The sequence below is a fragment of the Pseudomonas californiensis genome (genome assembly GCF_021147775.1).
Lineage (GTDB): Bacteria > Pseudomonadota > Gammaproteobacteria > Pseudomonadales > Pseudomonadaceae > Aquipseudomonas > Aquipseudomonas californiensis.
The window spans coordinates 1-19,602 of sequence record NZ_JAGTPK010000037.1; the positions used below are offsets into that span (position 1 = coordinate 1).

At 57.2% G+C, this 19,602-nt stretch carries 15 protein-coding genes, 1 tRNA gene and 2 pseudogenes; 6 read left to right on the plus strand and 12 right to left on the minus strand.

The genetic code is table 11. The features are described from left to right. Positions 1 to 378: 378 nt before the first annotated feature. On the minus strand, positions 379 to 1,290 hold the full coding sequence (locus tag KDX37_RS24330; protein ID WP_231655596.1) for a helix-turn-helix transcriptional regulator: 912 nt from the start codon (positions 1,288 to 1,290) through the stop codon (positions 379 to 381). A 395-nt stretch (positions 1,291 to 1,685) separates the two neighbouring features. On the opposite strand from KDX37_RS24330, the gene KDX37_RS24335 reads away from it, so the two are divergent. The 3 genes from KDX37_RS24335 (at position 1,686) to KDX37_RS24345 (ending at position 3,869) form a co-directional block, all read left to right on the plus strand. Beyond that, entirely contained in the window at positions 1,686 to 1,832 is a 147-nt protein-coding gene (locus KDX37_RS24335) for a hypothetical protein (protein ID WP_177323902.1), read from the plus strand. A gap of 283 nt (positions 1,833 to 2,115) precedes the next feature. Beyond that, positions 2,116 to 2,601, plus strand: a complete 486-nt coding sequence (locus KDX37_RS24340) for a toll/interleukin-1 receptor domain-containing protein (RefSeq protein ID WP_231655597.1) — start codon at positions 2,116 to 2,118, stop codon at positions 2,599 to 2,601. A 305-nt stretch (positions 2,602 to 2,906) separates the two neighbouring features. Further along, positions 2,907 to 3,869: a GIY-YIG nuclease family protein gene (locus KDX37_RS24345; protein WP_231655598.1), complete on the plus strand. Its 963-nt coding sequence runs from the start codon at positions 2,907 to 2,909 to the stop codon at positions 3,867 to 3,869. 89 nt (positions 3,870 to 3,958) lie between these two features. On the opposite strand, the pseudogene KDX37_RS24350 reads toward KDX37_RS24345, so the two are convergent. The 4 genes and pseudogenes from KDX37_RS24350 to KDX37_RS24365 all read right to left on the minus strand — a co-directional run. After that, a pseudogene (locus tag KDX37_RS24350) lies at positions 3,959 to 4,228 on the minus strand (hypothetical protein); the annotation flags it as partial. Continuing rightward, complete coding sequence (locus KDX37_RS24355) at positions 4,225 to 5,205, minus strand: integrase domain-containing protein (protein ID WP_231655600.1); 981 nt, start codon at positions 5,203 to 5,205, stop codon at positions 4,225 to 4,227. The pseudogene KDX37_RS24350 and the gene KDX37_RS24355, both read right to left, overlap by 4 nt. A 900-nt stretch (positions 5,206 to 6,105) precedes the next feature. Next, positions 6,106 to 7,434 carry a tyrosine-type recombinase/integrase gene (locus KDX37_RS24360; RefSeq protein WP_231655602.1) on the minus strand — a complete coding sequence of 443 codons (1,329 nt, stop codon included), beginning with the start codon at positions 7,432 to 7,434 and terminating at the stop codon, positions 6,106 to 6,108. A 164-nt stretch (positions 7,435 to 7,598) separates the two neighbouring features. Beyond that, a tRNA-Thr gene (locus KDX37_RS24365) sits at positions 7,599 to 7,674 on the minus strand. An 820-nt stretch (positions 7,675 to 8,494) separates the two neighbouring features. Between KDX37_RS24365 and KDX37_RS24370 the strand changes: the two genes are divergently transcribed. Together KDX37_RS24370 and KDX37_RS24375 are read left to right on the plus strand one after the other, a co-directional pair. Then, entirely contained in the window at positions 8,495 to 9,535 is a 1,041-nt protein-coding gene (locus KDX37_RS24370) for a J domain-containing protein (protein ID WP_231655603.1), read from the plus strand. Positions 9,536 to 9,911: 376 nt separating this feature from the next. Further along, positions 9,912 to 10,235, plus strand: coding sequence for a DUF6124 family protein (locus KDX37_RS24375; RefSeq protein ID WP_231655605.1), 324 nt, complete (start codon positions 9,912 to 9,914; stop codon positions 10,233 to 10,235). A gap of 296 nt (positions 10,236 to 10,531) precedes the next feature. On the opposite strand, the pseudogene KDX37_RS24380 reads toward KDX37_RS24375, so the two are convergent. From KDX37_RS24380 to KDX37_RS24400, 5 genes and pseudogenes are all read right to left on the minus strand, one after another. After that, positions 10,532 to 11,804, minus strand: a pseudogene (locus tag KDX37_RS24380) (methyltransferase). Between the two features lies 1 nt (position 11,805). Continuing rightward, positions 11,806 to 12,495: an ABC transporter permease gene (locus tag KDX37_RS24385; protein ID WP_231655606.1), complete on the minus strand. Its 690-nt coding sequence runs from the start codon at positions 12,493 to 12,495 to the stop codon at positions 11,806 to 11,808. Beyond that, the gene (locus tag KDX37_RS24390; protein ID WP_231655607.1) at positions 12,492 to 13,187 is read right to left on the minus strand and encodes an ABC transporter permease; all 696 of its coding nucleotides are present in this window, start codon (positions 13,185 to 13,187) and stop codon (positions 12,492 to 12,494) included. The genes KDX37_RS24385 and KDX37_RS24390 overlap by 4 nt, the downstream gene beginning before the upstream one ends. 66 nt (positions 13,188 to 13,253) lie before the next feature. Beyond that, on the minus strand, positions 13,254 to 14,015 hold the full coding sequence (locus KDX37_RS24395; protein WP_231655609.1) for an ABC transporter substrate-binding protein: 762 nt from the start codon (positions 14,013 to 14,015) through the stop codon (positions 13,254 to 13,256). Positions 14,016 to 14,028: 13 nt separating this feature from the next. Continuing rightward, a complete protein-coding gene (locus KDX37_RS24400; protein WP_231655611.1) occupies positions 14,029 to 14,802 on the minus strand; it encodes an ABC transporter ATP-binding protein in 774 nt (257 codons plus the stop codon). Between the two features lie 535 nt (positions 14,803 to 15,337). Here KDX37_RS24400 and gabP point away from each other — a divergent pair. Next, positions 15,338 to 16,729, plus strand: a complete 1,392-nt coding sequence (gene gabP / locus KDX37_RS24405; protein WP_231655612.1) for a GABA permease — start codon at positions 15,338 to 15,340, stop codon at positions 16,727 to 16,729. A gap of 162 nt (positions 16,730 to 16,891) precedes the next feature. Here the strand turns inward: gabP and KDX37_RS24410 are convergent, their stop codons facing one another. Then, a complete protein-coding gene (locus KDX37_RS24410) occupies positions 16,892 to 17,377 on the minus strand; it encodes a hypothetical protein (RefSeq protein ID WP_231655614.1) in 486 nt (161 codons plus the stop codon). 75 nt (positions 17,378 to 17,452) lie between these two features. Then, positions 17,453 to 19,600 (minus strand): hypothetical protein, encoded by a 2,148-nt coding sequence (locus KDX37_RS24415; RefSeq protein ID WP_231655616.1) that lies wholly within the window; start codon positions 19,598 to 19,600, stop codon positions 17,453 to 17,455. Positions 19,601 to 19,602 lie beyond the last annotated feature (2 nt).

The window sequence follows — 19,602 nt, forward strand, 5'->3', positions numbered from 1 at the left end:
ACGCGGCTGCCGACTCAGCGGGCGAGTGAAATCGACCAGTTGCTGCCGCATAAGTGGCGACCGATTTAATCACGCAAGGCGTGATGCCCGGACGCTTACATTGTGAAAGCCTTCTCTGGAACCTTGTATGGTGCGGCACCAGGAGTCGAAAGACTTTATATCTATATGATTTATAATCTATTTATTGTTAGGTTTATGCGCTTCTATCTCTAAAACTATCCTCAGGCACTGGTCCGATTGTCTTCCACTATGAACGTAGTAGGTTCTGCATCAGAGCCAAACCACCAAATGATCGCAAAGATGATAGTGAGCCCGAAGAAAACTCTGCCTCGCAAAGTGAAAATACCTGGACGCGATTTTACGTATAACGCAGCTCGTTTAGCTGCCTTCAACTTTATCGCTTTCCGTCTCGTCAAAATTTGGACTTCTGTATCCGGGCGCAAACATTGAGCTCCCCACCCCGTACAGAGCCAAGGGATCGCTAAGCCATAGGCGGTAGGCCTTGTCGTTGATGCTGTGGTCAGGCGAGCAGTCCACGTGGTACTGCTGCAAGACGTACCCAGCCATTGCCGCACGAACTCGAAGCCTTAGGACACCGTCAGGCATGTCGTAGTCGCACATCATGATCTGTGCACAATCCTTATCAGGATGAGGGACAAGAGGGAGGTCGAGCATTCGATTCCACTGGTCATCGTTCTTCTGGTTCTCTCTGGCGAGTGGCTTTTCTCCCAGTTGAATTTGAGCAGATCCGATTCGAGCTAGAACAAAGTCCACAAACTCTCCGCGCTTACGATCGTACGCGCGGACGTGCCAGCGCAAACCGTCGCAACTGATAGCGAACGGCACAATTTCCCGTTCAGATTTTCCCGAGCCCGAGGTGTAGCTGATTTTCACCACTTGGTTGAGGCTGATTGCGCGCGAGATTGGCGCCAAAACTTCTACTTTCGGCTTGCTGAGCAGCGAAACCGATTCATTTAGGATGAATGGCTTGTCTCCATCCAGACTGTATCCGTACCCATGGGAGAGAGCTGTGAGCACGCGCTCAGGCGAATGCGCGACTAGAGGCGAGAACGTCTCGCGCATCACGTAATGCTTGGTCACACTGTCGAGCTCAGTGTTCTGAGGAGCAATCTCTCGATACTGCGCGAAATCACGAGTGGCAGCAGCCGCGCCCACCCCGAATCTATCCATGAGGTCAGTGCGTGAAGCGGTCCCCGTGAAATACAGTCGGAAATCTATGTACACCAGACGCTCCCGTTGCGCCTGGCTATATTCGCTCAAATCAATCATTTGCTCTCCGTCTTGCCTTCTTACGGTCTTGCCTTCTTACCTGCCTTGCGGAATGCCCCCAACGTCTGGCCGGGCGCATCTGAGATCCCACGATAGCATATGAGAGCACTTGACGTAATCAAAATGCCGATGATACATTACTGTTGTGGTTTCCTGTTGTGTCTATCTGTAGCACATTATGAGCTTCAAAATGGTGGCTCGGGTGAAATGTCAGAACGCCAGAAACACAAAAGCCGGTCAAGGTACGAACTTGACCGGCCTTCGGAAAAAGACGTCTGAATTGGCTCCAGATGTCTCTCGCGCTTTGTGGAAAAAGCTTGTGGATGGTAGCCCCTATGGGGTCCTTTCGCAAGGGAGCGAGTTCTGTGTTTGAGCCATCTCGAAGGAGGCATTCCATGTCCCAGCTTGAGATGTTCGAAAAACCCGATGGGGAAGGCGAGGTTATCTACCGGATGACCATCACCACCAAGTCGGGGAAGGTGATTCGACGTGCTAACGGGCAACCGTTCCGTATCGTCATTCGCCCAAAAGCGACCAGTTGATATTCGCTTAAAAAGAGCCCAGGACACATTTTTGTGTCCTGAAGGCCACTCGCTCCGTATATGAAAGGGTTAAGAAATGTCTAGATGTACAGCACCGATACGCGGACATAGCTCAGCGGCGGCGGCGGCAGCCTGCCCTGCGTGCCGCTACCGCAGCAGCTCTCGCTCCTACACCCCATCATTTGGTAGCAGCGGGAGTAGCTATAGCAGCTATAGCAATAATGGTGGGGCTGGTAGATCGGGCGGTGGTTCAAGGCCACGCTGGTCCAAAGCTGGTTCGTCCGTGTCATATACATTGGATCAAGTGCAATCACTTCAACCAATTCGCCAGACCGTTGAGACGCGAGCAGCGGCGCAACCTGACCTGCGTGACGTATTTCTGTGCCACGCGTGGGACGATCGGCAAGGGGCGGCCAAAGAGCTGCACGCGCTTCTAGTAGCTGCTGGTGTCAAGGTTTGGTTTAGCGAGAAGGATCTTGGGCTCGGTGTTCCGATGATGCGCGCCATCGACAAAGGCTTAGCAAATTCGCGAATTGGACTCGTGCTGGTGACTCCCGCGCTGTTGGCTCGCCTCCCCAAAGAAAGCGTTGCCGACAAAGAGCTTTCCACGCTCTTGGCGAGTAACCAACTAGTTCCCATCGTGCATAACACTACATACGACGCACTTCGCAATGTCAGCCCGTTACTCGCTTCCCGAAGCGGCCTGGACACCGCTGAAGATTCGATGTCGGTGATAGCTGAAAAGATTGCCGAGTTGGTCGCGTTCTAGATTTGGCAATCAGTTGGTTCGTTATCCTGCTGCGCTTGCGTCAAAAAGTTCTCCGCTTTATTCGAATAGACTGACCGCTGGAGAAACTGTTAGCGCAAGAGTTGGAGCCTGTTTCCGATCCCTATCTGCTCTCTGTAAAGAGCAGCTAAGGGTCGGTTGGCAGCGTAGCGCTCGGGTGTAGCAGCTTTGGCTCGATAATTGCCATTGGTAATTGGCCGCAGGTTGTCATTAAATATCTATAGAGTGTTAGGTGAATCGATATAGTTGGCCCGGTGTCGTGGGATTATATCGCCTAAGGATTAGTTATGATAAAGCCACCGTTCAAAATTCTTAAGTCTCATTTGGTAGACGCATTTTTTATTACGCCTGATAAATTGTATCGCGAATTCGAAGTGCCTCTAGAAGCGGTGGATAGATTCAGAAGCGGGCGAATCTATTTTCTCGTAAAACGACGTAAAGTGCGATTCTCCAGTGCCTCGCTGAGCAAAAAGTGCCAGATCGTGTTTAAGTATGCCTCACAGGGCATGCTGTCGCGTCCTCACAAGGTCGACATTGCTCAACTGATGCACGGCGCGCCGGCTATCAATAAAGAATTCTTTCCGACACCGGCCCATCTGCAATCAAAGATTCAATATGTCGAGTCCGCAGATGAGTATGAGCGCCTGTTGAAGCGAGAGCCCATGGTTGCAGCCGTCATGCCGGGAAGCGGGGAGAAGGAGCGTGCGGATCGGGCAATCGCCTACCATTTTCTGACACCTGTGGACCCGATGCCCAAGGATGAAAATAGGCATATCATCTTTGCTCATCAACTGCTGCGTGTTACCGATGACCTTCCGGAAAAGTACGAAGTTATGTACATCGGCAAGGCCATGGAGTTGTCTGATCGAATGGACGGGCACAAGCGTGTGCAGCAAGCCCAAGCAGAATGCGAGGACAATGCGGAAATCTATCTGTACTTCTTCACGCCACAGTTCGAGGCGATGGCGTCTCGCGACGGCATGGTCATCAAACAACCTAACGACTATATGACCTTAGGGGAAGAAAATCTTGTGCTCGCCGCCGAGGCCGGTTTGATCAATTACTTCAAACCTGAAATGAATGTTCAGAATAAAACAACGGAGTTGCGTAAAAGCAAGACCATGGCTCGCGTGAAGAGTTTGAAATACACTCATTTTATTTCGGAGTGTAATTTTGATGAACATGACTATGCGTTCGAATCGTCGAAAGTCAAGAAGAGTGGCGTGCACGAGAGGATTTATTCACTTTGACGCAGAGCAGGCATTTCCTACTCATGTTGACGTCTGCTTTGAGCCGGTTGCTGTCGGTCGTGACTATCTGAATCACATCCCAGTTTGAGATTGAAAGCCCATGACGTTTCTAGGCGCCGAGCGAGCAGTCGGATAGTAAGCAGATAGTAGTATCGTGTCGTCTCGTCATGGTTGGCGAGACAATGCTCTATGAACCAAGTCAAATGCTTTCGCTGCCAAGCCCAGGGTGTCGCTCGCTACCAGCGCAGTGCAATTTTATTCTGTATGGTTTGTGCCTGCCGTAAGTGACGTTGCCGCGTCGCGTGCGATCCGGTCAGCACTCCAGCCAAGAACAGTTCCATATCGAATGGCTTGCTCATGCCCGCCCCCCAATGTAGGCAGCGACCACGTCAATCCGACCGTGCCCCAGGTCATAGCTGATTTGCCGTCGGGCTTCATGATCAAGACGCTGATCTAACTGGCAGCATTGGCCACCGTTAATAGGCGCGCGGTGTTGGGTGATTTGCTCATAGCGCTCACATGCATAGGCCGCTCGTAGCTCATGGAAGCCTTTGAGGTTTTGTGCGTGTAGGACGTCCTGTGTCGGGCGGACGACTTTCTGCAGAACACTCAAGTAACTTTCGCTTGGCGCAATCAGGTTGTGGCTACCCGCAGGCGATACCTGCTCCGCAAATCCCAGCGTTATTCGAACTTTCTCATCCACCATAATCCAGCGGGGAGCGGATGCACCGGCGCGGCCGCCCTTAGTGCCGTCTTGGATGTTGATCTTGCCGAATTCTCTAGCCTCCCGATTTAATCGTGGCAGATCCGCCAAGATGGCCTCACGCAAGCGCATGCCGGTGGCTCGCGCCAATAGAACGATAGCGGCGGCCCTTAGCTGATGATGGCTGCAAAGCGCATCGACGATCTGCTTAACCTGTTCGTGGTCCTGGCCCTGCGGCACCGAGTGTCGAACCCCGGTGCGCTGCATATCCAACGCCTTGCTCGGGCTTGGCAGTTTCACGCACTGATCACCGCGAAGCGCCGCCATGGTCCTGTTAACGCTGGATAGCCGATTTTGCGCGGTGCTGATGGCGAGGTCACCGCGCCCAACCAGGTCATGGAGATACGCCGCATAGTTGGCCAACACCTTCCGATCAACCTGTCGCGCATCATTGATACCGGGCCCCTGTTCGGATCGGCACCACTTCACAAATGCCTGCCACCGATCAGAATGCGCCTTGACCGTGCCGTAGTGGCCACCGCCGAACATGTCTTTCAATGCCTGCGGTCCTGCGTAGCTCAATTGCCTGCCGTAGCCGAAATTGCGGCCATCGCGTCTACCCACCAATGCCATCTCAATCACCTCATCTCCCGTTCTCCGATCCTCGCCCCACGTCATCCCGCCACGAATGTTGAGTGTTATCAGGGATCAAGGCCCCTGCGACTTGTGAGGGTTGTCCACTAACGCGGGACTGGCGGCTCTTGACGACCGGGAGCTTGGGCATCTCATGATCTGGCCTCCTGAGCACTTCCGAGGAAGTGGGCGGGTGGTGGCTGCATCGGCTGACGAATCCAACGCCGCGAGATCCTGAGTCAGGTAAAAGCAGTGATGCGATGACCGGGGCATGCCTGACTGTCAGTCAGGTGCAGTCCATTGCCTGGGCTGCGGCACCATCATTTGCGTCGCTGTTGCTGGTGACTTCGGTGTTTGTCACGCCGATTGTCACGAGGGGAAATGCCGCAATGCTTTGTACGAGTTGGGCTGCAGCAGCGTTAGGAGCGCCCGTCTCTTTCCAGAAGAAAGAGACGGGCGCAGGTTGGCGCAGTGGAATGGCCAAGCGGAAAGGTTGCTGCAGGGCAGCTGGGTAGGGGGATGTATTTGCCGCAATGGCAATGATCTGGAGTAGGCATCCATCACTCGGCGAGTGACCGTGCGAGCCGCCGGACGCTAATCGCACTTTGGGAGAACCACCACGGTGTGGCGTAGCCTTAAAGGTTCTGGCTACCTGGGTTGCTGTCAACGACAGCACTTGCCCGATCTTTTCTACGCTTGTGGATAATTTGGGTCAAGGCTCGAATTTTCGGGAATTCTGCGGCTGTGGATGAAATTATCCACCGGTGGAAATCTGTGGTTTTCCACAGACAATTGCGTGGGCTTTAGATTTTTTAAGTGAGGTCCATCCAAGCAGGGCGGCTTTGCAGCCCCGCTTGGATGGACCCGCGTGGAAGGGCTGACTGCGGTGATCTCATTGGCTTACCCACGTTTGGATGCGCCACGGCTATTTTGTAGGGCGGTGATGTTGTTGCCGACTGGGTGAGCGAATTCGTGAGGCGTTACATGGCCGCTGCGATTGGCATCAATGTAGTTGCTCCACCACGCCATGATCAGCCGGCGCTGCTCCAGAAATTCAGCTTTGTGGATATACGCGGCGCGCACACGGTTGCGTTCCTTGTGGCTCATTTGTCTTTCGATGGCTGCGTCGGTCCATAGCCCGGACTCCAGCAGGGCGCTACAGGCCATGGTCCTGAAGCCGTGGCCGCACACGTCCTTGCTGGTGTCATAGCCGACGTTGCGGAGCATGGTGTTCACCGTGTTCTCGGACATGGGCTTCCAGTACTTGTGGTCGCCCGGTAGGACCAACTCTGAAAAGCGACTGAGGCTGCGCAGGCGCTCCAGTATTTCGATGACCTGCGGCGATAGCGGAACCATTTGAATGTCGCCGTTCATCTTAGTCCCGCGCGTGGAGTTGCGTACCCCTTCAATCGGTGCGCGTGTATCGGGGATTTCCCACATGGCGCGTTGGAGGTCGAACTCACTCCATCGCGCGAAGCGCAGTTCGCTGGAGCGGACGAATACATGCAGCGTGAGTAGGACGGCAAGGCGTGTCAGCTCGCGGCCGTTGTAGTTGTCGATGCGTTGTAGCAGTTCGGGTAGGCGGTTGAGGGATAGGGCGGGGCGATGGACTGTGCGCGGCGCGTGAATCGAGCCTGCCAGATCCAGTGCAGGATTCATGGTGATCTGCCGAGCCCTTTTGGCCCCGCGCATGATGGTGGATAAGTAGTTCTGTACCCTTAACGCCACATCCATGGTGCCGCGTTCCTTGATGCGCTGGGTGATCTCTAGCAGGTCATGGGTATCGAGTTCAGCGATGGGTCGTTGGCCGATCAGCGGGAAGACGTGGGTACGCAGTCGGCTCATCACGGTTTTTGCGTGTCCTTCGGTCCAGCGACGGGACATGTCGGCGTGCCACTCCAGAGCAACGGTTTCGAAAAGCAGTGCCGCCCGCTGGGCTACGATCTTGGCCTTCTTCTTTTCTTCCATTGGGTCGAGGTTGTCGAGCAGCAACGCCTTGGCTTCGTCTCGCTTACGTCGCGCGACGGAAAGGGTAACGATGGGGTAATTGCCGATGATGAGCGTCCCTTCCTTGCCGCTGGGCTTGGTGTACTTCAAGCGCCAGGTCTTCACGCCATTGGGTTTGACGAAAAGGTACATGCCGCCGCCGTCGAACAGTTTGTAGGCGCGTTCGCGAGTTTTGGCGGTGCGGCATTGCAGGTCGCTGAGGGGGATCGCAAGACGTGGCATAGGGGTACGCGCTCCTGACCGGGAAATCGCAGTACCCCTAACATACCCTCGGGGAAGGGGGATTTTGTTGGATCCCGACAGAGGGTCCTGGAACGAAAAAACCCGCCAAAGGGCGGGTTTTTGGAGCTTCCAGAGCATTCTGTGGAATGCAATGGAGCCTAATGTGGTGCCGGCACCAGGAGTCGAACCCGGGACCTACTGATTACAAGTCAGTTGCTCTACCAACTGAGCTATACCGGCGTGTTGGGCTGCGAGTATATAGATTCTGTTGACCTTGTAAAGCCTAGCTGTCTGATTCAGTTGAAAAAATTTGACCGATGGTTGGACGGGAGAGGGCTTTCTCGGAAGCGGGTGATTGGCGGTGCAGGACGTTTCCTTTGGTTTGTGCGGATCGGGCTGTTTGATGGGGGTAAGAATGGGTTTTGTGGGTGTTGATTTGCTCGATGATGCAGGTGGTTTTCGGCGTTTGGGTGCCGGGTTTTTTTGAGTGGGTGATTGAGATCAACGAGTTAGGCGCTGGTGGCTTTTTGGGTGGTTGTCGGGATGGTGATGAGGCAGGGCGGTTTTGGCTGTTTGCGTGACCGGACGGGTTTGCATAGGCTTGTTCTCAACGGCCCAAGCCACTGAGACAGCGGCGCGGGGCGTTCACTTTTCAGGTTCGGATAATGGATTATCCAATGAGTGATACGAAGGATCGTAGCGGGGCTTCGGATGTGCAGTGCACCGAAGGCCGGCCATTCACTGAGAAGCGGTTGTAGAAATTCGTGATCGCGCCTTGCCCTTCGGGTAGTGCGTCTGGTGATACAAGGCTGTGCATGAACGTTTGAATCGCATGAATGTGCGTCTGAACGTTGATGGAGTCATCACCGAGTCGAGTACGGTCAAGGTTGCTCAGGCAATGCGTTGACTGAATCGATGCTGCAAAAACATGCCCGGATCTCGCGATCCGGGCATTTTCTTTGGCGTTTGTATCCACTCTGTAGCATTGCGATTGGAGTTCAGGCGGTTTTGGCCGATACAGCTGTATCAAAATGGCAGTCGGCCATGGACAGCAAGTGCAATGCAAAGAACGCCTACGCATTACGAGCTGCTGAATGTCGCTCGCGATGCCTCTCCTGATCAGATCAAGAGGGCTTATCGCAAGCTGGCGCAGAAGCTGCACCCGGACAGGAATTCCGACCCTTACGCCTCGGACATGATGGGCATCGTCAACGCGTCTCACGATGTGTTGGCTGATACCGCGAAGCGCGCGGCCTATGACGCGCAGCTGGTTGCCGAAGAGCAAAAGGCTCGTGAGGAGGCTGCGCGCCGTCGACAGGTGCAGGCAGTGCGGGGGCGTGCGGTCCATGTTTATGCGTCGGCGTCGGCGTCGATGGCGGACACGGCAGCCGCTGGTTCTGCTCAGACGGCCTCTGCTGGGCCGCGGCGTCCTGCTCAGTCAGGGTCGTCGGCGAAATCCTCAGTACCCAGGTCTCCCGGTGGCAAGCCTAAAAGCCTGCTGCGCTGGGCGTCGCTGTTCGTGATTTTTTGCGCGGCAGGTGCATGGATGGGTTACGACCCCGGCGCGGGCAAGTCGTTTGTGCCGAGCGAACCGCCGCCGGTTGCGCAGACGTGGGTCAAGCCTGCGCCTCTACCGGAACCCGTCGAGGAAACGTCTACTCCCGTGAAGTTGGTCGACCCGGCTGAGCCAGAGTGTCAGGTGCCGGACCTTGACCCGATGGGGGCGCCATGGCCGAAGAAGGCGGGTTACGTCAGCGACATGCCGGTGCTCAGGGATAACGGCTGGTCGCAGATCACCATCGACAACACTGCTGGCGGCTCAGCGGTTTACGCCAAGGTGACGGACGCGGTCGGGCGCAAGGCGTTTCGTCATGCGTTCATTCCGGCGGGTTCGGCGTTCACGTTTGCCAAGATGGACGCTGGCTTGTATTTGCTCAAGTACAAGATGCTCGACACCGGTTGTGCGTTTGCGTCGGGGCGGATCCTGATGGAAGAGACGCCAATGGGCAGTCAGATCAAGTCCAGTGTGTACAAATTGACGCTGCGCAAACTGCAGAGCCGCAACGTGCCGTTTTCCAGGCTCAAGGAAGATCAGTTCTGATCGCTCGGTAATGGCTTGTCGTCCCGACGGCCCCAGGCTGGAAGTGGCTGCGATGTTCTGATCTGTGACGATTTGCAACGTTTAAGGCCCTGTTTTGAAGGGCTTTTCTCTTTCTTTTGAAAGACATTTCCGAGAGAATCCCCGCCCGCTTGCGCCCCTCGTTCCATGCTTCTACTCTGCCGCCGTCGCTGCTCATCAGCGATCGGGTTTAGTCGCCCGGATATGAGTTAAGGCGCATCGCGCCGCTTATGGCGGCTGTGCGTAGGGCACCCTCGGGTGCGCCGGTCTTAGCTCCCGGTCGACTAACCTTCGTACAGCTGCCACCTCTATCATTTAGTCGCGACTCAGTGGCAGTTTCATTGAGGAGAGCTAAACCATGGTCAAAGTCAACCCCGATCCGCCTGTAAATCTGTCGTCCAAGCCGATCTTCGACCAGGCCGTGGTCAAGCGTGCCATGGCGTGTTACCTGCCCGTTGGCCGATCAGCAGAAAGCATCAAGGACGGCAGTACCGACTACGTCAGCCTCGAAGCAACGCTACTGCACGCACTGGATTTTCTGCGGTGCGCATCCGTCACGGCCTACGAACTTGGCGATGAACTTACCGGTTCGCGTCGCGACCTCGCTTTCGCGTCCATGCACCTGGTCGAGATGGCCAAAGTGATGGTCGAACGCTCTCTGGAATGCATCGAAGAGGACTGAAACCCTGAGCGGGTCCGGTCGTGTGCGCACGGCCATGCAGGTGTGATCCGATGGCGTTTCAGCCTTGTGCCAGAGCCCTCGCCAAAATCGTTATGCACAATTGCGCTATAGCAACGGGCGAATGCATCCGAAAGGATGCAAAGGGCGTGATACGGCCGCAAAGCACTGTTTTTGCGGCCCTTCATACGCGATAGCAGAAAAAATCAGGGGCTTCAGTTACTGGCGCACCAAGCTTTAACGCACCAATCGGAATTTTCATCAACAGACTTATCCACAGGATATTCTGTTGTTTTGGATCACGACTTGTGGGCCAGTATCAGTAGATTGCGCGGGGTGAGCTGGCAGTCACAGAAGGTTCCGACGCTGACGCTGTAACCGTGCTCTTGCACGTACATGGCCCGGTCCAGTACCAGCCACATTTCCAGCGGCCGTCGGAACAGATTGCGGACCCGTTCCAGGTTGCGCACCTGAGCCAGGCGCTGCCAGCCTGCCGCTTCCAGTTTCGCCCAGTCCTGTCGGTCCGGCGCAGGCAGTTTTTTCAGTTGTGCCAGATGGCGGCAATAGTCTTCGTAGCTCGCATCCAGCCATGAAACCGGCAGCGATGGCGTGGGCAGGTAATCATCGATGCCGCGCAAGGTACGTTGCAGCAGATCGAAACCCAGCCGTCGCGCCATGGAAGTGTCGCGCTGGCGACGCACCCGCGCGCCAGCGGTTACAGTTTCGCTCAGGGGCAGGCCGAGTTCGTCGCGCGAGAGCTTCAGGCCGGACGCCTTGCCTTCGGCGGAAAGAGGCTGATAGTGGTCATGCTCGGTGCGGTTGTAGCAGCACGGTGCTATTGCCATGTGCTGGCAGCCGGTGTGGCTGGCCAATTCAATGAGTTGTACATGCAAGTCGCCACAAGCGTGCAGCGCGACGGGGCTGTGTTCCGGCTGAAGTGTGCGCCAAGTATCGTCGGCCATGACGTCTTGCTGAAGGTGCCGGGCCGGGATGCCTTGGCGGGTACTGAGTGCAATGCCTGCTTCGATCAACGCCGGATCACGCTCCATGCAGGTGAGCTGTTGGCCAGGACGGGTCAGGCGACGTCCCAGATGCCCTTTGCCTGCGCACCAGTCGAGCCAGTGGGTGGCGACATCACGGGTGTCGAGGTGGCGGGCGAAGGCTTCGATCTGCTGCCATTTGCGGCCCGGTACGTCGACACTCATGCGCGCTTCGACCGGTTCCAGCGGGTAGCTGGGCAGTTCTGCAACATGGCTCAGCTCATTGGCTTCAACCAATAACGGCGCGAACGGAAAGGGCGCATCGGACGGTTGCGTGCCAAGGTCTGCTGCTTCCGCCTGTTCCAGCGATTGCTGGCGCAGCCAGTCAGCCAGTTCGGGATAGGTGTCTTCCCACGGCAGGCGCAGGTGGGTAAAGGGTTTGGGGCGCCACAATGCCTGATGCGCGAACAGAAAGCTGTCCAGCGCACGAAAGTGGCTACGAAGGTGTTCGTCCCGCAAGCAAGTGTCAGAGGCCATGGTCGAAGACTTCGCGTGATGGAGTGCTGGCAGGAAAAAGGCCAGCCCCCTTCATATCAGCGACCTTGACTGGCGTCTACGCGCAAGAGCTTTTCCAGCAAACGGAAGCCCTGCACCAGTACAAACGCCATGACGAGGTAGAACATGCCTGCGGCAAAGAATATCTCCACCGGCAGATAGGTGCGGGCGATGATGGTGCGGGCCATGCCGGTCAGTTCCAGCAGGGTCACGGTGCTCGCCAGCGCGCTGGCCTTGAGCATCAGGATCACTTCATTGCTGTAGGCGGGCAGGCCGATGCGTGCGGCACGCGGTAGCACGATGTAGAACAGCGCCTTCCATTTCGACATGCCCAGCGCCCGCGCCGCTTCGACTTCGCCCGCTGGCACGGCCTGAATCGCGCCGCGCAGGATCTCTGCGATGTACGCAGCAGTGTGCAGGGTCATGGTGATGACGGCACACCAGAACGGGTCGCGCAGGTATGGCCACAGCGGCCCCTCACGCACTGCATCAAACTGCGCCAGGCCGTAATAGACCAGGAACAGCTGGACCAGCAGCGGCGTGCCACGGAAGACAAAGATGTAGGCGTAGGGCAGGGCACGTACCGGAAAGTGCCGTGACGAGCGGGCAATGCCAATCGGGATGGCGATGATCAGGCCCGCGATGACGGCAATCGCTACCAGTTCCAGCGTCAGCGTTGCACCCTGTGCCAGTCGCGGCATCCACTTGATGATGACTTCCCAGTTCATGTCGCGCTCCTCGCAAAGCCGCGAGCGGCGCGTTTTTCCAGAAAGTACATGCCGATCATGGCCAGCACGGTCAGGCCGAGGTACATGAACGCGGCAACCATATAAAAGGTGAAGGCTTCTTTGGTGAAGCCCACCGCGATCTGCGCGTGGCGCATGATTTCTTCCAGGCCGATGACTGATACCAGTGCGGTGTCTTTCATCAGGATCATGAACAGATTGCCGAGGCCGGGCAGGGCGATGCGCCACATTTGCGGCAGGATCAGTTTGAACAGGATGCGCGGGCGCGACATGCCGAGCGCAAGGCCTGCTTCACGGTTACCTTTGGGGATGGCCAGAATCGCGCCGCGAAACACTTCGGTGGCGTATGCGCCAAAGCACAGGCCCAGCGCGATGACGCCCGCAGCGAAGGCGCTCAGGGCCAGATCAGGTATGCCGAACAGCTCGCCCAGTGCGCGCATGCCGTTGACGGTGCCGAAGTAGATCAGCAGCACCCAGAGCAACTCCGGAACGCCGCGCACCAGTGTGGAATAGGTTCCACCCAGCCATTGCAGTGGCTTGTAGGGCGAAGTTTTTGCCAAGGCGCCGAGCAGCCCGAGCACCAGCCCAAGGCAAAGGGCCGAGAGTGCAAGCTGGACAGTCATCAGCGCGCCAGCCGCGAGGGCCGGGCCGAATCCGTGTAAATCAATGTTCATGGGCAGGCTTTGTCAGGACAGGCCGCCGCGCTGGTTCAGAAAGCAGCGGCGGCACCGTCTGGTGAATCAGAGGATGCTGAAAGGGAAATACTTGTCGTTGATCTTCTTGTACGAACCGTCAGCGATGATCTCTTTCAGCGCTTCGTTCAGACGCTCGCGCAGTGGGTCACCCTTGCGCACAGCGATACCGATCTTGTCGTTCTGCTCGACAGGCTCGCCCTTGAACTCGAAGTTCTTGCCGGCATCACTTTTCAGCCATTCGTAGCTGACATATTTGTCGGCGAGCATGGCGTCGACGCGACCGGAAACCAGATCGAGGAACGCGTTTTCCTGGGTGTCATAGAGCTTGGGGTCGAGAATGTCGAGCTTGTCTTCCAGCCAGGTGGCGGCCAGCGTCGAGCGCTGCGCGCCAACAGCTTTGCCAGCCAGGCTCTCTTTGGCCTTGTCTATCGTCGAGAAATCAAAGGAAGAGGTTTTCGGCCCAATGAACTGCAGCTTGTTGGAGTAGTACGGGTCGGTGAAATCGACAGCCTGTTTGCGCTCATCGGTGATCGACATCGACGAGATCAGGAAGTCGAACTTCTGGGCGTTCAGGGCCGGGATGATGCCGTCCCAGTCGGAGGTCACGATTTCGCACTCGACCTTGAGTTTGGCGCACAGGGCCTTGCCGATGTCCGCGTCGAAGCCCACCACCTGGCCGCTGGCGTCCTTGTTGTTGAACGGAGGGTAGGCCGCTTCGATGCCCATTTTCAGGGTTTCAGCGAAAGCACTGGTCGTGAAAGCCAGGGTGGCAGCTGCGACCAGCAAGATCTTTTTGTACGTCTGCATGGATGTTGCTCCGTTAGCGGTGACTCGACATGAATTGTTTGCACCTTACCGACAGCGGATCTTCGAATACTTGCTGTGGTGTGCCCTGTTCTTCGACCAATCCTTGATGCAAAAACACGACTTCACTTGAAACATGACGCGCAAAATTCATTTCGTGAGTCACCAGCAGCATGGTTCGGCCTTCTTCAGCCAGGCTACGAATGACGTTGAGCACTTCCTGAACCATTTCCGGATCGAGTGCCGAGGTCGGCTCGTCGAAGAGAATGACCTTGGGTTGCATCGCCAGCGTGCGTGCGATGGCGGCGCGTTGCTGTTGCCCACCTGACAGCTGAGCGGGGTACGCATGGCGTTTATCGGCGATACCGACTTTGGCCAGCAGCGCTTCGGCGACTTCGGTGGCTTCGGCCTTGCTCTGGCCGAGCACGCGACGTGGGGCTTCGATGATGTTATCGAGCACGCTCATGTGCGGCCACAGGTTGAAGTTCTGAAAGACGAAGCCTATCTCGCTGCGCAGACGATTGATCTGCCGGTTGTCGGCGGCGATCAGTTCACCGTTACGGGCGGTCTTGAGCTTGAGTTCTTCACCTGCCACCAGGATTTGGCCCTTGTGCGGGTTCTCCAGCAGGTTGATGCAGCGCAACAAGGTGGATTTGCCGGAACCGGATGAACCCAAAATCGAGATGACGTCGCCGTCGCGCGCGGTCAGCGAGATGCCTTTGAGCACCTCAAGCTGGTCGTAGCGCTTGTGCAGATCGCGGATTTCCAGGGCGGGCGTGGCCTCAGCCATGTGGGGTCCTCATAGTGTTGTGCGCTCTTTCTGCTGGCGAGCGCCAAGCTAGCACAGCGTTTTAAAGACAACCAACAGCGTTGAACGGTCAATGTGACAGCGTTTGCCAAGGTGTCGCATCGCAGCAGCCGACTGTCGCCAAACGACAAGCGTGAGCCTGTTTTGAGTATCCGTTTGAGGTTGGCGTGCGCGAAAAGGGCGCGATGTTGCCAGTTTTGACCGGGTGTTGGAAGCAGCTTTTGCTGGGCAGCGCCCTCTGTTTCGCACTCGGCGTGCACCATTTGTGCGCAAGAGGTCTATTTCGGTGCGTATTTTGAGAGAGGTTTTGAGGCGTTCGGTAACAAATCCTGCGTTGATAAAGAAAAAATCGTCATTTCGTTTATTTATGACTAGGGCTACAGCCCTTGTGATTCAGGAGCGACGTCGTTTTTGAAATATTTTGGCGTAATTCTTGCGTCAAAAATAAAGAACGGCACCGTTGCTTTCTCTTTACGAACGCTTGGGTGTGCTCCGCTCGTCTTGTATAGGTGGTTTTATGAGCAGTACCGCTAATTCTTCCGAGCTCGAACAAGGGCTGAAACCTCGACACATCACCATGCTGTCGATTGCTGGCGTTATTGGCGCCGGTCTGTTCGTGGGCTCCGGCCACGCCATCGCCGAAGCCGGGCCGGCCGTGCTGCTGGCCTACGCCGCCGCCGGTACGCTGGTTGTGCTGGTCATGCGCATGCTGGCCGAAATGGCCGTTGCCTCGCCGGACACGGGCTCGTTCTCGACGTACGCCGACCGCGCGATCGGGCACTGGGCCGGTTTTACCATCGGCTGGTTGTACTGGTGGTTCTGGGTATTGGTGATCCCGCTGGAGGCCAACGCCGCTGCGACGATTCTGCATGCCTGGTTCCCCAACATCGCCATCTGGATGTTTACGCTGGTGATTACCTTGCTGTTGACCGCGACCAACCTGTTCAGCGTGAAGAACTACGGTGAGTTCGAGTTCTGGTTTGCGTTGATCAAGGTCGTGGCGATCATTGCCTTCGTAGTGCTGGGTGTGGCGGCCATCTTCGGTCTGCTGCCGACCAGTCAGGTCAGTGGTGTCAGTCACTTGTTCGACACCGGCGGCTTTTTGCCAAACGGCATGGGCGCAGTGCTGGCGGCGATGCTGACTACCATGTTCTCGTTCATGGGCACAGAAATCGTCACCATTGCGGCGGCGGAATCCAAGAACCCGGGCAAGCAGATCACCAAGGCCACCAATTCGGTGATATGGCGGATCTTCCTGTTTTATCTGGTTTCGATCTTCATCGTCGTGGCGCTGGTGCCGTGGAATGATTCGCGTCTGGCAGAAGTAGGTTCGTACCAGACCGTGCTGGATGCGATGGGCATCCCCAACGCCAAACTGATCGTCGATCTGGTGGTGCTGGTGGCGGTGACCAGTTGCTTGAACTCGGCGCTGTACACGGCATCGCGCATGCTGTTCTCACTGGGCAAGCGCGGCGATGCACCTGCGTTGTCCAAGCGCACCAGCAAAGGCGGTACGCCATACTGGGCCGTGCTGTTGTCGACAGCGGCGGCATTCCTGACCGTATTCGCCAACTACATTGCGCCAGCGGCGGTGTTCGATTTCCTGCTCGCCAGCTCCGGTGCTATCGCGTTGCTGGTGTATCTGGTGATTGCGGTGTCTCAATTGCGCATGCGCCAGAAGCGCATTGCAGCGGGCGAAGCCATCGACTTCAAGATGTGGCTGTTCCCGTGGCTGACCTGGGCTGTGATCGTGTTCATCGTCGCGGTGCTGACGATCATGCTGGTCCAGGAAGACCACCGTGTAGAAATCATCGCCACCGGTGTGCTCAGCCTGCTGGTTATCGGCGCCGGCCTGATCGTCTCCCGTCGCCGCAAGACAGGCCGAGTGGGCGGGGCAGTGCTGGGCTGACTGGGCTTGCGTGTGTGTCAGAACGCATTGTTCTGAACGCGAAGACTGACGTGCAGCCGGTACATTTTTAGCGGATGTACCGGCCTTTTTGTCAGTAAGCTGATTCCCGCAGAGCTGGCTCGCACTTCAACCTGCAGGCTGGCTTGAGCACCTGTGCATCCCTCAGCGTGCGGCTTTGCTGTCTCGTTTCACCAGCAGTTCGGATGCGAGGTTGTAGTCGGCCTGGAAGGCTTTGCTGCTGATCCATTCGATTGCGGTGTCTTCATCTTCGTCGTGGTTAATGGCGCGGTAGACCATCAGCAGGCCCATCATGAAGTCGGTTGCCTGCTCTTCGTCTTCCTCGGAAATGACCATCGCCAGCACCGGAAATTGCAGGAAGACCAGGCACATCGCCAATTGGCTGATAGCTTCGGCCTGGTGCATGGCCTCGAACAAATCATCGTAGTCGGCCGGGTCGAAACCGTTTTCGACGATGTCTTTGAAATCAAAGGTATTCAGATCCAGCTCGACGTCATCGAACGGCTGGTTGACCAGTGCCGAATTGAAGACCGGGTGCACGGCGCTCGTCGAGGTTTTGGCGGAGCGATTCTGCTTGGCTTTGATCTTGGCGCGCTTGGCACGTTTCTGCTGTTTGTCTGGCGAAGCCATGAACGTTCCTTTGGCGGGCAATGTGGGCAATGGCGACTATTGAAGCGCAGACGGCCGTAATAGCCAAGGCTTTGGCTACAAAGCACGAACCCAGAGCAACCGGGCGGTGGCTGCGCTGGCTGTGCCCGACCCGGTGCCGGGGATGGTCGTGCCGGTAAAGGTCTGGTCTTTGGTCAGCCCGGACACATCGAGCGCCAGCCCGCCTTGATTGATGGACGTGGGCGCGCTGCCATTGCCGCCTGTGGATAACCCGCCTTGAATCGTTGTCGTTGCGCCGGTGGTGCTGACCAGTCCGCCGAGAATCACATTGCCGTGAATGTCCCAGCCAGCGGAGGACAGCGAGCCTTCCGCCTCAATGGCCAGGTTACCGATGGGCATGCCGGTGTGAACGACATTGGCCGAGTCTGTCCAGGTCGTCAGGCCGGGCGGGCTGGCGGTCTTGTTACACAGATTGGAAGGGTAGAACGAGCCCGAGCACACGTTGCTGTAGCCGGAGAAATTGGGCGCGTAAAGCGGGATGTGGCCACCGCTGGTGAGTGTCACGTCGCCGGTCGCCAGAATGGTGTTGGTCAGCCGCGAGCCCTGCACGCCGTCGAACGTGACGTTGCCCTGAAACCACATCACGCCAGGCGGGAAGGCGATGATGCCGTTGAGGTTCCAGCCACTGTTGCGGGTCGCGTTCTTGCCGCAGGTGTTATTGGCCTCGAAGCTGTAGCCACACATCAAAAAGTTGGTCCCGCCGATCCTGCGCAAGTCTTGCGTGGTCAGGTCGTAAGGCCCGGCGGGCAACGCTGTGCCATCGGCCTTGTTGACGTTCTGAATCCTGAGCATCGGCTTGTTGCCGTCGAAGTAGAAAACATAGTTGGCCTGATCCCTCAGTGGGTCGACATCCACCGGTTGCGGGTCGAGATCGCAATACGGCACTCCGGGCAAACCGGGGGAGGCGTTCGGCACGTTGAAGCTCAGGTTGGTGATCGGCGTGCCGGTGTAAGTGCTGCCGTCGGCGCTACGTACGAGGCCGGTCATCCGGCTGGCGCTGCTGAACGATGGCGTGTTGTATTGCGTGACGCTCAGGTTGCCGCCACCTTGAAACTGCCCGATGTTGGCGGTCAGGATCGAAACGTTGCCGTGGGCCTTGAGCAGCGAATAGGTGCCGCTCCAGCCAGTGAAGGCAATGTTGTTTGCCCAGAAGGTATTGACCGTCGCGGTCTTGAACTGCACATCGCCGCCATAAACAGCGTTGTAGGTCAGGGCAATGGTGGCGGGAAGCGTCCCGCTGCCTGAGATCTTTTTCGCGCCAGCGGTCGTGGTGATGACGTTGTTGCTTTGCGTCACCTGGGACAGGTCGAGGGTATACACCGTGCCGTTGGTGAGGGTGATCAACGCCGTGCCTTCGTTGAGCGCGGTGATCGAGTTGTCGGTGTTGCGGATGCCACCCACCAGCGCTGTGCCGATCTTCGTGCTGCCCGACAACACATTCGCCGTGAACGCACCGGCCTTGATCGACAGATAGCTGCCGCCTTCCTGCGCAATGTTGACGGTTTTGGCGCCTACCGTGATGTTGCTGGCCGCCGAGCTGGAACTCATGCTGAACGTGCCTTCGGTGAGCAGGATGGCGTTGTCGGCAACCCCGCCGCCCGACAGCTCGATGCCGCCTTTGGCGCAGCCCGACACGTAGGCCGTGGCTCCGTTGGAAATACTCAGCACGCCGCTCAGCGCGATGTTGGCCATGTGCGCGCCGTTGAGAATCGAGAGCGAGCCGCCGGTGTAGTTCAGGTTGCCGTTGAACACCAGTGCCTTGGTCGAGCTGACGCCAGCGGTGCCTGCGCCGCCCAGCACATAGACCGCTTGCAGCGTGGAGCTCGCCAATGCGCCACGGCCAGTGATATTGACGGTGACCTGAGTGGTGCTGCCAACCGCCTCCTTGCTCATGATTTGTGCGGTGATGCCCGCCGCGCTGGTCGCCAGCGCACCCGGTACCACGTCGCCGACCGAGACACCTTGCAAGTACAGACGCACCAGCTCGACGCCTTCCCAGGCGCGAGACTCGGACGGCACCGTTGCGTGGCTCGCCATCTGCTGTTCCTGAGCGCTGCGGATGCCGTACATCATGCCCATCGTTGTGGCAGTCATTGCCACGCCTGTCAGCATCATGACCAGCGTCGTCGCCATGCCGCGCTGAGCGGACCGGGCCGTTGTCTTGAACAATCGGTGTGTGGGCATGG

What these genes read in the sequence shown, in the direction of transcription:
- KDX37_RS24400 (WP_231655611.1), bottom strand. Translation starts at nt 14,802, where the DNA reads ATGGCTGAGGCCACGCCCGCCCTGGAAATCCGCGATCTGCACAAGCGC.
- KDX37_RS24375 (WP_231655605.1), top strand. Translation starts at nt 9,912, where the DNA reads ATGGTCAAAGTCAACCCCGATCCGCCTGTAAATCTGTCGTCCAAGCCG.
- KDX37_RS24355 (WP_231655600.1), bottom strand. Translation starts at nt 5,205, where the DNA reads ATGGCATTGGTGGGTAGACGCGATGGCCGCAATTTCGGCTACGGCAGG.
- gabP (WP_231655612.1), top strand. Translation starts at nt 15,338, where the DNA reads ATGAGCAGTACCGCTAATTCTTCCGAGCTCGAACAAGGGCTGAAACCT.
- KDX37_RS24370 (WP_231655603.1), top strand. Translation starts at nt 8,495, where the DNA reads ATGCAAAGAACGCCTACGCATTACGAGCTGCTGAATGTCGCTCGCGAT.
- KDX37_RS24345 (WP_231655598.1), top strand. Translation starts at nt 2,907, where the DNA reads ATGATAAAGCCACCGTTCAAAATTCTTAAGTCTCATTTGGTAGACGCA.
- KDX37_RS24335 (WP_177323902.1), top strand. Translation starts at nt 1,686, where the DNA reads ATGTCCCAGCTTGAGATGTTCGAAAAACCCGATGGGGAAGGCGAGGTT.
- KDX37_RS24415 (WP_231655616.1), bottom strand. Translation starts at nt 19,600, where the DNA reads ATGCCCACACACCGATTGTTCAAGACAACGGCCCGGTCCGCTCAGCGC.
- KDX37_RS24390 (WP_231655607.1), bottom strand. Translation starts at nt 13,187, where the DNA reads ATGAACATTGATTTACACGGATTCGGCCCGGCCCTCGCGGCTGGCGCG.
- KDX37_RS24410 (WP_231655614.1), bottom strand. Translation starts at nt 17,377, where the DNA reads ATGGCTTCGCCAGACAAACAGCAGAAACGTGCCAAGCGCGCCAAGATC.
- KDX37_RS24330 (WP_231655596.1), bottom strand. Translation starts at nt 1,290, where the DNA reads ATGATTGATTTGAGCGAATATAGCCAGGCGCAACGGGAGCGTCTGGTG.
- KDX37_RS24385 (WP_231655606.1), bottom strand. Translation starts at nt 12,495, where the DNA reads ATGAACTGGGAAGTCATCATCAAGTGGATGCCGCGACTGGCACAGGGT.
- KDX37_RS24395 (WP_231655609.1), bottom strand. Translation starts at nt 14,015, where the DNA reads ATGCAGACGTACAAAAAGATCTTGCTGGTCGCAGCTGCCACCCTGGCT.
- KDX37_RS24360 (WP_231655602.1), bottom strand. Translation starts at nt 7,434, where the DNA reads ATGCCACGTCTTGCGATCCCCCTCAGCGACCTGCAATGCCGCACCGCC.